The organism is Treponema denticola (genome assembly GCF_024181405.1).
GTDB lineage: Bacteria > Spirochaetota > Spirochaetia > Treponematales > Treponemataceae > Treponema_B > Treponema_B denticola_D.
The window spans coordinates 2,394,516-2,407,877 of sequence record NZ_CP051302.1 but is presented as its reverse complement, the minus strand read 5'-3'; the positions used below and the strand labels follow the sequence as shown (position 1 = coordinate 2,407,877).

Here is a 13,362-nt window from a genome sequence, read left to right as displayed (position 1 = left end):
TCGTCCCTTTTGGGACCGCTCATTGTGGAGCATCAAGGCTTAACATGGTTAAGCCTTTTTTTTATTAATTACTCAAAATTATAACTTATTTTTTTCTACCTGTCCACAATTTATATTGAATTATTTGAGTTATTGACTGCTCCCTATAACTTTTCACAAAATGCTTGCCTAATTTGCCGTTTTAGGGTATAATATCATCCATATATGACGCGCGGATCAAAAGGTTCTGACAGTAAAAAAAAGCTCGCCTCCCCTGAAGACATTTTAAAACAGGTCTTCGGATATGACGAATTCAGGCCCTTCCAAAAAGAAATTATAGACAGCCTTCTCCAAAAAAAAGATGTCCTTGCGGTAATGCCCACAGGAGGCGGAAAATCTTTATGCTATCAGGTTCCGGCCCTCATTTTTGAAGGGGTAACTATAGTAGTTTCTCCCCTTATCTCTCTTATGCATGACCAAATTTGCGGTTTGGAAACTATCGGTGTTGAAGCGGTTGCCTTAAACAGCTCCTTGGATTGGGAAAAATATGCCGATAATATACGCCGTATTAAAAACGGAGAAGTAAAAATTCTCTATGTTGCTCCTGAAACGCTGGCCAGTGACCGATGTAAAGAGCTGCTATCTTCAATAAAAGTGGATTGTCTTACAATAGATGAAGCTCACTGCATTTCGGAATGGGGTCATGATTTTAGGCCGGAGTACAGGCAGTTGGCTGAAATACGCAAGCTCTTAAAAGAATCGGCCTGTCTTGCCATAACGGCAACAGCAACCGAAAAGGTTCGCTCAGATATAAAGAAAATACTAAAGCTCAAAACGCCAAAGGAGTTTGTTGCCGGTTTTAACCGCAAAAACATTTTTTTGGAAGTTAAAGAAAAGCAAAAGCCTTTTGAACAGGCTTCGGACTTTCTAAAAGAACATAAGGGCGAAAGCGGAATTATTTACTGTTTTTCCCGCAAACAGGCAGATACCTTGGCCGTTCAATTATCGGTTTTAGGCTATAATGCAAAACCCTACCATGCGGGACTATCCGACGAGCTTAGGCAAAAAACTCAAAACGATTTTATCAATGACGATATAGAAATAATTGTAGCAACCGTGGCCTTCGGGATGGGAATAAATAAGCCCAACGTAAGATTCGTTATTCATTTTGATTTACCCAAGAGTATTGAACAGTATTATCAGGAAATAGGCAGAGCAGGCCGAGACGGAAATCCGGCTCATGCTCTTTTACTTTTTTCGGCGGCCGACATTTTTAAGCTCAAATTCTTGATGCAGGATAAATCTCCCGATGAGGTAAAAAAAGCCGAATCAATGCTTTCAGCTATAAGTAATTATGCTCAAGCCAATAGCTGCCGCCGACGGGCAATTTTAAAATATTTCGGAGAAAATATTTCCGAAGAAAAACTAAAGGAAATACAGGGCGATGCTCCGTGCTGCGATTTTTGTTCCAGAGAAAAAATAGAAAAAACCGATTTGACTGTTCCTGTGCAGAAATTTTTATCCTGCGTTGTCAGAACCGGATGCCGATTTGGAGCAAGCTATATAATCGATGTCCTTTTAGGCTCAAAGCAAAAACGAATACTTGAAAACAAGCATAATGATCTTTCCGTCTGGGGGATAGGTACGGAATTCAATAGGGAAGGATGGTTTAATCTTGTCCGTATTCTATTGGCGGAAGACTATCTTGTAAAAGATGAAGATTACTCGGTATTATCGCTTACCCAAAAAGCAAAAGAAGAGCTCCAAGCCCGAACAAGTATCATGCTTCCTTTTAATTATGAAAAAGACAATTCCGTTAAAAAAGAAGTAAAAGAAAAATCAAAACCTCAAACATCTGAAAATACTTTAGATGCTTGCAGTAAGGCAATAGTGGATGCACTAAAACAAAAGCGCAGGGAGCTTGCCGATGAGGCAAGGGTTCCGGCCTATATTATTTTTTCGGATAAGACCATCTTTGATTTGGGCTTAAAAAAACCTACAACAACTGCCGATTTGGATAATATCTTTGGAATAGGAAAAGCAAAGAAAGACAAATACGGGGATATTATTTTAAAGACAATCTCATCTGCCCTTAGACATAAATAATTTCTTCCTATTGACCAAAATCAAAATTTAGTCAATAATATTATTCGGTTATGAATATTCTAATTGATAAATTTAAAGAAGTCTTAATGTCGGTTTTACCCATCGTTATTTTGACTACTATCTTGAATTTTGCATTTATTCATATCGATTACAGTGTCTTTATTAGATTTTTAATCGGGAGTGTATGCATAATATTAGGGCTGGCTTTCTTTCTGTTTGGAATCGAAATGAGTGTTACAAAAATCGGTTTACAAATGGGCAAAGAAATCACAAAAAGGAATAATGTTCTGATTTTGATTTTAGGAGGCTTTGCCCTCGGTTTTTTAATTTCAATTGCTGAACCCGATTTACAGATTTTGGCAAGTCAGGTAAATACAGTAACAAAAAGCGGGATTCCGGCATTAAGGCTTATAATAGTTGTTTCTGTCGGTGTTGCAGCCTTTGTGGTTTTCGGTATTTTACGAACCGTATTTAATGTTTCGCAAAAAATTATTTTTGCTCTATCTTACGGCGTAATATTTTTGCTCTCTCTCTTTTCCTCTTCAGAATTTATTTCGATAGCGTTTGATTCTTCGGGAACAACTACAGGAGCAATAACCGTACCCTTTATTCTGGCCTTAGCAGCCGGTGTTTCCGAGATGAAAAAAGACTCGGCTGCATCCGAAAGAGACTCATTTGGACTTGTAGGCATGGCTTCGGCAGGTGCAATCGTCGCAGTTTTGGCTTTGAGCGTATTCGGGAAAACAAAGCAAATATCCGCCGACGATTTTGTCTTCAATTTAGATATACACTCACAAATATTCTATCCCTTTGCGGAACATTTTTTGCCGGTACTTTATGAGTGCCTTTTGTCCCTTTTACCCTTAACGTTAATATTTTTAATTACAAATTTTGTAAGTATAAAGTTGAGGGCTAAGGATTTAATTCCCATTATTAAAGGTCTTATAATTACATTGATAGGTTTATTTCTGTTTATGTGGGGAGCAAAATCGGGCTTCTTGGATGTAGGAATAGCGATGGGAAGCCGCTTAGGTGAAATAGGCACGCGCTCCTTAATTCTTTTTATCGGAGCTCTGATAGGTATTGTTTCTATCTTGGCTGAACCTGCCGTTTATGTTTTAACTGTACAAATAGAAAACGTAACTAGCGGCCATATTCCGCGTAAGATAGTTTTGACCTTTTTATGTATAGGCGTCAGCTTTGCAGTAATGCTTTCGTTATTAAGAATTATAGAACCGTCCTTTCAGTTATGGCATATGCTTCTACCCGGATATATAGTTTCTCTTTTATTATCAATCATTGTTCCGGATCTTTTTGTAAGTATAGCCTTTGATGCCGGAGGTGTTGCTTCAGGTCCCATGACCGCGACCTTTGTTTTATCCCTTGCTCAGGGCCTTGCTAATTCCACTCCGACAGCAAATGTATTGATAGACGGATTCGGTATTATAGCTGCCGTCGCATTGGCTCCTATTATTTCGTTACAAATTTTAGGATTAATATTTAAGATTAAAAGCGCAGGAGAACAAAAATGAAAGATTTTTCCCTTCTGATAATATTAGTACCTTTTGGGCGTGCACGTAAAATCGTAAGATACGCTAAAGATAAGGGCCTTACCGGAGCTACAATAATGATTGCCTTCGGTACGGTAAAAAGTAAAGTTCTTGATTTTTTGGGTATTCAAGAAACAAGAAAAGAGTTGATTTTAACGGCCGGACATGGAGATTTTTTAGACGGTCTTATGGATGAGCTAAATAAAAAGTTCAATCTTACTCGTAAAAATTTCGGCATAGCATTCCGTATGCCTTTAAGTTTTATTAATATTAAAAATACCCTAGATGATGAAAAGCCCGTATTTAAACGGGAGGAGGTAAAAACTATGAAATCTGCAATATTTACTGTTGTTAATAGAGGAAAAGCAAGCGAAGTCGTTGATGCTTCTTTAGAAGCAGGAGCGCGAGGCGGAACAATAATCCATGCAAGAGGATCGGGACTTAACCAAACAAAGCTTATCTTTGACATGGAGATTGAACCCGAAAAAGAAATCGTTTTAACTATTGTCGATGACGATCAACTTGAAAATGTTGTCGAGGCAATCAGAAAAAAATCCGATGTAGAAAAAGACGGGCATGGAATTCTTTTTGTTATTCCGATAAGCAAGGCTTACGGTATAAAATAGGTGTTTATAGGATGACCGAACCTCCTCCGCAATGGTCTTATATTTTACTTTTAATTATTCTACTTTTTTTATCGATGATGTTCTCATCGGGAGAAACAGCCTTTTTATCCGTAAATAAATTGAAAATAAAATATTTACGCGAAAAGAAAAATAAAAAGGCCGCAAGAGTTGAAAAAATTTTAAAAAATAAGCAAAAGTTTTTAACAACTTCTTTGATAGGAAATAGTCTGGTAAATATTTTAATATCGGTAATATTAACAGCTCTAATGGTAGAGCTTGTGGGAGCTAAGGGATTAAGTATTGCAGTAACGGCTGCAACTATTGCAATTTTAATTTTTGGTGAGATACTGCCTAAATCGATTGCCTTGGTTTTTTCCGAACCGATAGCCTTAAAATTTTCAGGCTTTATTTTGTTTTTAATTAAAGTGCTTGCACCTCTTGAATGGCTCTTTTCGGGTTTTACAAAATTCTTTTTAAAATTTTTAGGTGTAAAAAATCTGCAATCGAATGAGGCATTAACCGATGCAGACTTAAAAGATTTCTTTGATGTAAGTCAAGAGCATGGAGATCTTCGCTCGGAAGAAAAAGCCGTCCTCGAAAAAATATTAAGCTACGGCGATATAACCGTAAAAAATATTATGACACCCAGACCCGATATAATAGGCCTTACAGCTGATGTAAACCCGAAAGAAATTATTGAGCTTTCCCATTCTTCAAGATTTTCAAGGTTTCCGGTTTATGAAGAAGACATAGATGAAATTATCGGTATTTTTTATATTAAAGATTTTTTGTTTTCGGAAGCGGCTGCAAAAGATTTTTTACAAGAATCAAAAGAAAAATTCGATATAAAAAAATATTTACGTAAGCCTGTTCTTGTTTTTGAAAATACCGAGCTTTCAAAGTTGCAGGAAATATTTAGAAAAGAAAAACAGAACATGGTTGTGGTTATCGACGAGTACGGCGGAACTTTAGGTATTGCAACTCTTGAAGATTTAAATGAAGAGATATTCGGGAACATAGCCGATGAATACGATACGGATGATGCCGCAGCAGAGGATCCAAATCTTGATAATATAAATGATGAAGCAACTCAAAATCTTAGTCAAACCATTTTAGGCAGCATGAGGCTGAGCGATTTAAATGAAAATCTGGGAACTTCATTTTCTTCCGAGTATTATGACACAATAGGCGGTCTTATTATGGAAAAATGCGGAGAGGTTCCGCAAATAGGTTCTACAATAAAAATAGAAAACTATAATTTCACGGTTATGAAAACCGAGGGAAACAGAATAAGCGAACTGCAAGTAAATATTGCAGGAGATGAAGAATGAAATTTGAATTAGCCTTAATGATAATAGAATTTATAGCTCTTCTTTTTTGTGCATTTTTCTTTTCTGCATCCGAAACGGCAATTACGGCAATTACAAGAACCGAATATAAGGCAATAAAAAAAATCCAGACAAAAAAAAGCCGAAGACTTGCTTTTCTTATTGAAAGGAAAGACGAGATTGTAAGTGCAACTCTTATAGGTACCAATTTTGTAAACACCCTTTCTTCGGCTTTGATAACGGCCTTTGTTATAGATACGTACGGACAGCAGCATATTCCGGCAGCTACTGCTATTGCAACGGTTCTTATAATTATCTTTGCTGAAATTTTACCCAAGGCTGTAGCTGCTTATAATGCCGTAGAAATTACAAGAACATTTTTAGTACCTCTGTCGCTTGTAAGGTTTCTTTTAAAACCCTTTATTTTTATTTTTTCGCTCATGTCTAATTTTATTATTAAACTTGTTTCAAAAAAACAAAACAATCAAAGCTCCGAACTTTCCGAAGATTATTTGGAAACTCTTATAAATATAAGTTTGGCAGACGGGACTTTTCAAACGGGCGAGCATGAATTAATTAAAAGAGCTGTAAGGCTCCATGAATTAAAGCTGCAAAGCATAATGACAAAAAAAGAGGATATTGTCAGCCTCGATATAAATTCATCACTCGAAAATATGGTAAGCATTTTTCGTAAAACAATGTTTTCCCGCCTTCCCGTTTATAAAGGAGAAAAAGATAAAATAATAGGCAGTGTGCATTATAAAGATATTTTATTTTATAGAAGCCATAATGCGGAAATGGATATAAATAAAATTATAAGACGGGCTCTGTTTATTCCGAAAACAGCAAATATTTTTTCGGCTATAAAAACGATGAGCAAAAATAAAAGAAATATGGCCTTTGTTATAGATGAATACGGTTCCACTGCGGGACTTATCACAATTGATGATATAAGTACGGCTATCTTCGGTTCTATCCAAGATGAATATTCTAAAACAAAAACCAATCCTTTAAGCGGAATGAAAATTGTTGACGTTACGCATATTTTAATTCCCGGGGCTGTTCCTCTAATTCAGCTTAATAGTATTTTAAATACTGATTTTCATTCGGATTATAATGATACTATAGGCGGCCTCATTCTTGAAACGGCAGAATATCTTCCCAAGGAAGGCGAATTGATTACTATAGGCGAAGTCGACTTCAAAGTAGAAAAGGTTGAAACAAGTAAAATTATTTCTCTTATTGCAGATGTGTCTAAACTTACGGCTGGGGCACAATTCCCAAAAGCTTTTCAATAATATCGTCAGCGGTTAAGTTATCGGCTGCAGCTTCATAAGAAAGTTTAAGTCTATGCCTAAGAGCCGCATATGCGACGGCTTTTACATCTTCAGGAATTACATAATCTCTTCCGTTAAATAGAGCCTTTATCTTTGCACATTTTTGAATAGCTATTCCGGCTCTTGGAGATGCCCCGTAAAGAATATAGCTTAGGTAGTTCCCGTGAATATAGTCATCTTGCTTTACATTTTTTGCGGGACGGGTAGCGGCAATGATTGAAACTATATAGCTTGTAATTTCAGGGGAACACTTGACTTGTTCTACAGCATTGCGGAGAGTTTCTAAGTTTTCCGGCGTCAAAACGGCTTCGGACGGACTGATGTTTGAGCTTTGACCGAGGTTTTGCCCCACGTTTTGACTCGGCCTTAGGCTTGAAAATTTATTCACTATATTTATTTCTTCTTCAATAGAAGGATACGGAACGAATAGTTTTAACAAAAAGCGGTCAAGTTCGGCTTCGGGCAGGGGATAGGTTCCTTCCTGCTCGATAGGGTTTTGGGTTGCAAGTACAAAAAAAGGTGCAGGTAAAGAAAAAGAATTTTCTCCGATTGTAACCTGTCCTTCAGCCATAGCTTCCAAAAGTGCAGACTGTACTTTCGCAGGTGCCCTGTTTATTTCATCGGCCAAAACGATATTTGCAAAAATGGGCCCCCTCCTTACGGAAAACTTACCGATACTTTGCTGATAAATCAGGGTTCCTATCAAATCGGCAGGAAGAAGGTCCGGCGTAAATTGAATACGCTTAAAACTTACATTGGACAGCTCTGCAAAGGTTTTTACTATGAGGGTTTTTGCAAGGCCGGGCACACCTTCAAGGAGCACATGGCCGCCTGCGATATACGCAGTTAAAATTCCTTCTATAAGTTCTTGCTGGCCCACAATCCGTTCTGCCATCTTTGCTTTAAAATTTTCTACTATCGTTTTATAGCTTGTATCGATCATAGTATCATTTTACGCCTTATGTTAAAATTTTGCAAGAGGTTGAAAGAGTTGGGCTTTTAAGATTCCGTATAATACTTAGCCTGCAAGTTATAAAGCTCCTTGTACTTGCCTTCTTGGTTTATAAGACTTTCGTGGTTTCCGTCTTGGACGATGTGCGCATTGTCGAATACAAGAGTCTTATCCGAAAATTTTGTAACCGCCATTCTATGCGAAATATAAAGAGAACACTTATCCGCAAAAAAAGAATCAAACTGCTCATAGATTTTATTTTCGGCTTTTGGGTCGAGGGCTGCTGTCGGTTTGTCTAAAATAACTATCGGTGCATTTTTGTATGCAGCTCTGGCTATTGCAATTTTTTGTCCTTCTCCTCCCGATGGAGTAAAACCTGCATCATCAAAGTCGCGGTATACCAAGGTTTCTAAGCCCTTATCTAATTTATCGGTAACTTCTTTTAAACCCGATGCCGAAACGATATTTTCCAAACGCTTTTTATCGGCTTCGGTTTTATCGTTCCCGAAGGTAATATTTTCTTTTATGCTAAAAGAAAAAAGTTTAAAATCTTGGAAGACGGCAGCAAACCAAGTTTGATAATGGTTATAATCTATTTCTTTTATATCGATACCGTTAATTAAAATTTTGCCTTCGGTCGGTTCATAAAGGCGCATTAAAAGTTTTACAAAGGTTGATTTACCCGCCCCATTTTCCCCGATGATTGCAATACGCTCTTTGGAATTAAATTTAACGTTTACATTTTGTAAGGCAAACTTTTCGCTTGTGCCGTACTTAAAAGAGATGTTTTGAAATTCAATGTCAAAGTTTTCAGGTAAAATAGGCTTTCCGCCTTTTGTATTTTCCATAGACGGCATATTAATGTATTCTTTAAAAGCTTCAAAATAAGTGTTGAACTGCGAAAGCTGAACTACGGTTTTTATAATTTCGGATAGTATTGAAGCGAACGAGCTTACTGCTGCAAGATACATTGTAAAATTTCCTACCGAAAGAGCGGAGTCTAATGTTTGCTTAATTACAAAAAAATAGCTTATGATTAATTGAACGGCAAAGGTAAAAGAATTAAAGGCGCCGCTTATAAAACGGGTATTGGCTATGTTATTATAAAATTTTCCGAGCACTTTAATTTGCTGATTGTATTTTTCTAAAAACCACGGAGCTAAATTATAAGTACGGATTTCTTTTCCATATTGAAAATCTTCCATTTTTTTAGAATAGTAGCCGATACGCCTTTCCTGCACGGATTGTTCCATGCGGTATTTTATCCCATGTTTATTTGTTGCTGCAAAGACCAAAGAATTAAGAGCTACAATTATGATAACTGCAAGTACAAGCCATGGGCTTAAAATTGCGATAACGGATATAAGACCTGCAAAAGTGAGTAGTTTACCGAATAAGCCGATGGAGTCTTCTAAGATTACGGCAAATCCGTAACAGCCTGAATATGCATATTGCTCCGCCTTTTGTTTTAAGTTTAAGAATTCGGGAGTTTCAAGCCGTTCATAATCTACCTAAATTTCTATTATGCTTTTCTTGACATAATATATACTATGATATATACTTATTTTAAGGGGGTGTAGTATGGAAACAGCAAAATTATTCCAAAACGGCAGGAGTCAAGCAGTTAGGCTGCCTAAAAAATATAATTTTTCGGGAACCGAGGTTTTTATCCGCAGAGCCGGAGAATCTGTTATTTTATTCCCCAAAAACAGGGAATGGGAAACATTTTTAGAAGGCTTAAACGGTTTTACCGACGATTTTATGGAGGAAGGAAGAAACCAGCCTGAATTACAGAATCGGAAAGGTTTATAATGTACCTATTGGATACAAATATCTGTATATTTCTTAAAAATAAAAAGAGTCCTAATGTACTTCACAAAATTAAAGAGAAGAAACACTTGGGAATTTACATCTCAAGTATTACTGTGGCAGAGTTACAGTTCGGCGTATACAATAGTAAATATATAGAAAGAAATAGAGAATATCATTAATAAAATTTTTAACACCTTTTTCTGTTTTAAATTTTGATGATAGAGATGCCGAGGAATTCGGAAAAATAAGGACTACCCTAAAAAAAGAAGGGAAAATTATCGGAGCCTATGATATGTTGATAGCGGCACAGGCTCTAGCTAAAAATCTAATTCTTGTTACCGATAATACAAAAGAATTCTGCCGTATAAAAAACTTAACCATAGAAGATTGGAAATAATTTTTACTCGCTTATTCCTACAAATTAAATGATTGAGTTTTGCCGTCGGCAAAATTAGACGGAGTTTATCGGTTGCAAACCTAAGATTTTTTAGAGGTTCCTAAAATTTTAAAAAATCCTTTTTTTGCCTGCTTAGCAGATTCTTCCTTTTGAGGCGGTATAAAGTTGTTGATAAATTTAGTTAAAGCACCATGCTTAGATGTATCAATTAAAAAATATGTTATATCGCCTAGTGTTGAAAAGACAGGTATTAAAAGATTGTCCCCTTGTTCTACAGGAAGATGACTTATTGATGCTTCCTTAAAGGCTTCTCTGATATTTACTTGAGGTATAAGGTCCGAAATATTTAAATCTTTATTATAATTCTTTTCCGTTTTGATTTTTTGAGAGGCATCTATAATTTCTCCGTTAAGGTTGACTACAACAATAGGTATATCTATCATACTAATCAAGCTTCTCATCAATCCGTTAAGACTCGCGATTTTTAAACTTTTTTGTGCTGTAATTGTGCTTGAAGCTTCAAGGGCTTCTTGTAAAGCAAACCCTGCCGAACCCAGCTTTTTTATTTTTTCTTGAGATAAAATTCCTCCGGCTCTTATAGTTTCCATTAAAGTAAAAAAATCTTTTTTCTTTTTTATTGCACCTATTATGATATTGATAATTATAATTAGCTGCAAACCTGAAAATATAAAGCCCAAAAATAAAACAAGTTCGGAATCGCCTTTAAGAGGGATTTTCATACCTACACTATATGCCCAAAAAGATGTTATTATCATAAAAACAAATGAGACAGCTAAGCTTATAAACAATAGTTTTTTTTCAATAAAAATCATATTTGCTCCGTTACATATTTCTAAATTCTTCAAGTTTTATATTTGAGCCTATCAAAAAAAGTTTATCGCCCTCTCTCAACTCAAAATCATCTTCCGGATAGTGCATAACCTCCTGTTTGACAGGATTACCGACAGAATCTATATCCAAAGCCATTCTAACAAGAGCAATCAAAGTAATATTGAATTTTTCTTTTAGAGCAACGGAACCGACTGTTTTTCCTATAAAAAATTTCGGCACAATGATTTCTCTTATCGAAAAATCTTTTGTAACTGCAATTGAGTCCATTACATCGGGAGAAATAAGCCGCCTCGCAATTCTTGTTGCTGCTGATATTTCAATATTTAAAACTTCGTTTGCTCCTACCCTTCGTAGAACTGTTGCGTGGAGAGGTGAAACGGCACGCGCTAAAACATAGGGAATATCTCTTTGCTTTAAAAGAGTAGTTGTTAAAACGCTTGCTTCTATATTATTGCCGATGGCGACTATGGCGACTTCTACATCATCCAAAGGGGCTTTTAAAAGAGCTTCTTCATTTGTAGTTTCTACAAGCATTGCTGCCGGAACGATTTTTTTTATTCTTTCGACGGCTTGAATATCATGATCGAAGGCAACCACTGAAGCACCTCCGTCTACAAGAACTTCACAAATTCTTGAACCGAATTCTCCCAAACCTATGACTGCAAAGTTTTTATTTGTTTCCATATATTTTCCTCCCATTATCCTATTGCTATATTTCCATAAGGATATTCTATATCATCATTTTTTTGTTTTTTACCGGCCGCAGTTAAAAAAGTTAAGGGGCCTACTCTTCCGATAAACATTAAGATTATTATTACTATTTTACCGGCCGGTGAAAGCGCTGCCGTTATTCCTGTAGAAAGCCCCACTGTTGCAAAGGCCGAAACGGTTTCAAACAACAATGCTAAAAAAGGAAGGCTTTCGGTAATTGTTAATAAAAAAATTCCAACTGAAATTGCCGCAAGTCCGAAACCGAAAATTAAAAAAGCTTTTTTTACTTGTTCTTCAGGCACCGAAACATTTTTAATTACAACCGTCTTTTGATTTTTTAAAAAAGATTTAAAAAAAGCAAAGACTACTGCAATTGTGTTCAGCTTTATTCCTCCGGCTGTACTTCCTGCAGCTCCTCCCATGAACATTATGAATATCATAAAAAGCAAGGTTGCATTTGTCAAATTAAGGAAGGAAACCGTAGAAAATCCTGCGGTACGCAATGTTATAGCTTGAAATAAACTTGCAAGGTATTGAGTTCCCAAAGACATCTCTTTCATAGTATTGTGATGCTCAAGTAAATAAAAAAGAGCAAAAGAAATAAAAAGAATAAAAACCGTAAGGCTTAAAATCATTTTTGTATTTACCGAAATTAAATAATCGGTCTTTTTTTTCTTTAAAAATTTATTTTTTATATCTGTCTTGACCTTAGCTAAAACATCATAAATAACTGCAAAACTTATTCCGCCTAAAATTATGGTAAAGCCTATTGTTAAACTGATAATAATATCGGAGGTAAAAGATTCCAAATTGTTTGAAAAAAGAGCAAAGCCCGCATTACAGAATGCGGATATTGCATGAAATAATGCAAAGCCTAGGGTTTTAAGATTGAAGCCTAAAATGCGTGAAAACCCTATAAATAAAAATACAGCACTTAGGGCCTCTATAAAGAATGTAGATAAAACAATTACTCTTAATGTTTTAAAAAGATTTGACATGTCATCTTCACTGACCATGTAAGAAATTGTGAGCTTTTCACTGACCGTCATTTTTTTTCGGAAGGCAAGCATTCCGAAAAATGAAAAAACCATTATGCCTAGTCCTCCAACTTGAATTAAAACAATCAGAATAAATTTTCCGACTATGGTAAGTTCGGAAGAAACATCTATAACACTTAAGCCTGTAACACATACGGCAGAAGCAGACGTAAAAAGTGCCGTTAAAAAATTTAAGGGAGAGCCTTTTGCAGAGGCTGCAGGAAGCATAAGTAAAAAACTACCGATGATTATTACCATAAAAAAAGAAATAATCAAAGTACGGGCAGGGTTTGAAATGATTTTCGCAGTTAATCCGGCTCTTTTGCTTATCAATCTAATTATTTTTCCGAACAAAAATATATTTTTAAAAATATCAAAAACAATACTTAGCTCTTCAGAAATATTTTTAAAACCTATTTGTATTTTAAAGATAATAAATACCGATGCAAATATTACTATTGCTAAAAAGTTTGGAAGATTATCTTGAAAGTATTTTCGTATATACTTTTCCTGCTTGACGGCAAAAAAAGTTTCTGCAAGAACAGCAATAAGAATAATAATGTCTATTGTATGGATAATAATTCCGGGTGTATTTTCGGGATAAAATTGCTGTAAAAATAAAAGTATAAGGCTTAAAGCGAAAGCCATAACGACAAAATAATCTCGCTTTCTCAT

General features: G+C 35.8%; 11 protein-coding genes and 1 pseudogene. 7 read left to right on the top strand and 5 right to left on the bottom strand.

Annotated elements, in window-relative coordinates:
• The first annotated feature begins 204 nt into the window (after positions 1 to 204).
• Genes recQ through HGJ18_RS11195 form a run of 5 tightly spaced genes read left to right on the top strand, consistent with a single transcriptional unit; the run spans position 205 to position 6,887 of the window.
• Complete coding sequence (gene recQ / locus HGJ18_RS11215; protein WP_253696537.1) at positions 205 to 2,085, top strand: DNA helicase RecQ; 1,881 nt, start codon at positions 205 to 207, stop codon at positions 2,083 to 2,085.
• Between the two features lie 50 nt (positions 2,086 to 2,135).
• On the top strand, positions 2,136 to 3,617 hold the full coding sequence (locus HGJ18_RS11210) for a DUF1538 domain-containing protein (protein WP_253696535.1): 1,482 nt from the start codon (positions 2,136 to 2,138) through the stop codon (positions 3,615 to 3,617).
• Entirely contained in the window at positions 3,614 to 4,261 is a 648-nt protein-coding gene (locus tag HGJ18_RS11205; protein ID WP_253696534.1) for a P-II family nitrogen regulator, read from the top strand. Before HGJ18_RS11210 ends, HGJ18_RS11205 begins: the two co-directional genes overlap by 4 nt.
• A gap of 11 nt (positions 4,262 to 4,272) precedes the next feature.
• The gene (locus HGJ18_RS11200) at positions 4,273 to 5,592 is read left to right on the top strand and encodes a hemolysin family protein (RefSeq protein WP_253696532.1); all 1,320 of its coding nucleotides are present in this window, start codon (positions 4,273 to 4,275) and stop codon (positions 5,590 to 5,592) included.
• On the top strand, positions 5,589 to 6,887 hold the full coding sequence (locus HGJ18_RS11195; protein WP_253696531.1) for a hemolysin family protein: 1,299 nt from the start codon (positions 5,589 to 5,591) through the stop codon (positions 6,885 to 6,887). The genes HGJ18_RS11200 and HGJ18_RS11195 overlap by 4 nt, the downstream gene beginning before the upstream one ends.
• Here HGJ18_RS11195 and HGJ18_RS11190 read toward each other — a convergent pair.
• Both HGJ18_RS11190 and HGJ18_RS11185 read right to left on the bottom strand, forming a co-directional pair.
• Positions 6,850 to 7,869 (bottom strand): AAA family ATPase, encoded by a 1,020-nt coding sequence (locus HGJ18_RS11190; RefSeq protein ID WP_253696529.1) that lies wholly within the window; start codon positions 7,867 to 7,869, stop codon positions 6,850 to 6,852. The genes HGJ18_RS11195 and HGJ18_RS11190 overlap by 38 nt on opposite strands.
• Positions 7,870 to 7,925: 56 nt before the next feature.
• A pseudogene (locus HGJ18_RS11185) lies at positions 7,926 to 9,389 on the bottom strand (ABC transporter ATP-binding protein); the annotation flags it as partial.
• A 70-nt stretch (positions 9,390 to 9,459) separates the two neighbouring features.
• On the opposite strand from HGJ18_RS11185, the gene vapB reads away from it, so the two are divergent.
• Both vapB and HGJ18_RS11175 read left to right on the top strand, forming a co-directional pair.
• Positions 9,460 to 9,690 (top strand): type II toxin-antitoxin system antitoxin VapB, encoded by a 231-nt coding sequence (gene vapB / locus HGJ18_RS11180; RefSeq protein ID WP_002692300.1) that lies wholly within the window; start codon positions 9,460 to 9,462, stop codon positions 9,688 to 9,690.
• A gap of 169 nt (positions 9,691 to 9,859) precedes the next feature.
• On the top strand, positions 9,860 to 10,087 hold the full coding sequence (locus HGJ18_RS11175) for a PIN domain-containing protein (RefSeq protein ID WP_366793618.1): 228 nt from the start codon (positions 9,860 to 9,862) through the stop codon (positions 10,085 to 10,087).
• Positions 10,088 to 10,167: 80 nt separating this feature from the next.
• Here HGJ18_RS11175 and HGJ18_RS11170 read toward each other — a convergent pair whose 3' ends face one another.
• Genes HGJ18_RS11170 through HGJ18_RS11160 form a run of 3 tightly spaced genes read right to left on the bottom strand, consistent with a single transcriptional unit; the run spans position 10,168 to position 13,362 of the window.
• Positions 10,168 to 10,920: a hypothetical protein gene (locus HGJ18_RS11170; protein WP_253696527.1), complete on the bottom strand. Its 753-nt coding sequence runs from the start codon at positions 10,918 to 10,920 to the stop codon at positions 10,168 to 10,170.
• A 10-nt stretch (positions 10,921 to 10,930) separates the two neighbouring features.
• Positions 10,931 to 11,623: a potassium channel family protein gene (locus tag HGJ18_RS11165; RefSeq protein WP_002666331.1), complete on the bottom strand. Its 693-nt coding sequence runs from the start codon at positions 11,621 to 11,623 to the stop codon at positions 10,931 to 10,933.
• 14 nt (positions 11,624 to 11,637) lie between these two features.
• The gene (locus HGJ18_RS11160; protein ID WP_253696525.1) at positions 11,638 to 13,362 is read right to left on the bottom strand and encodes a TrkH family potassium uptake protein; all 1,725 of its coding nucleotides are present in this window, start codon (positions 13,360 to 13,362) and stop codon (positions 11,638 to 11,640) included.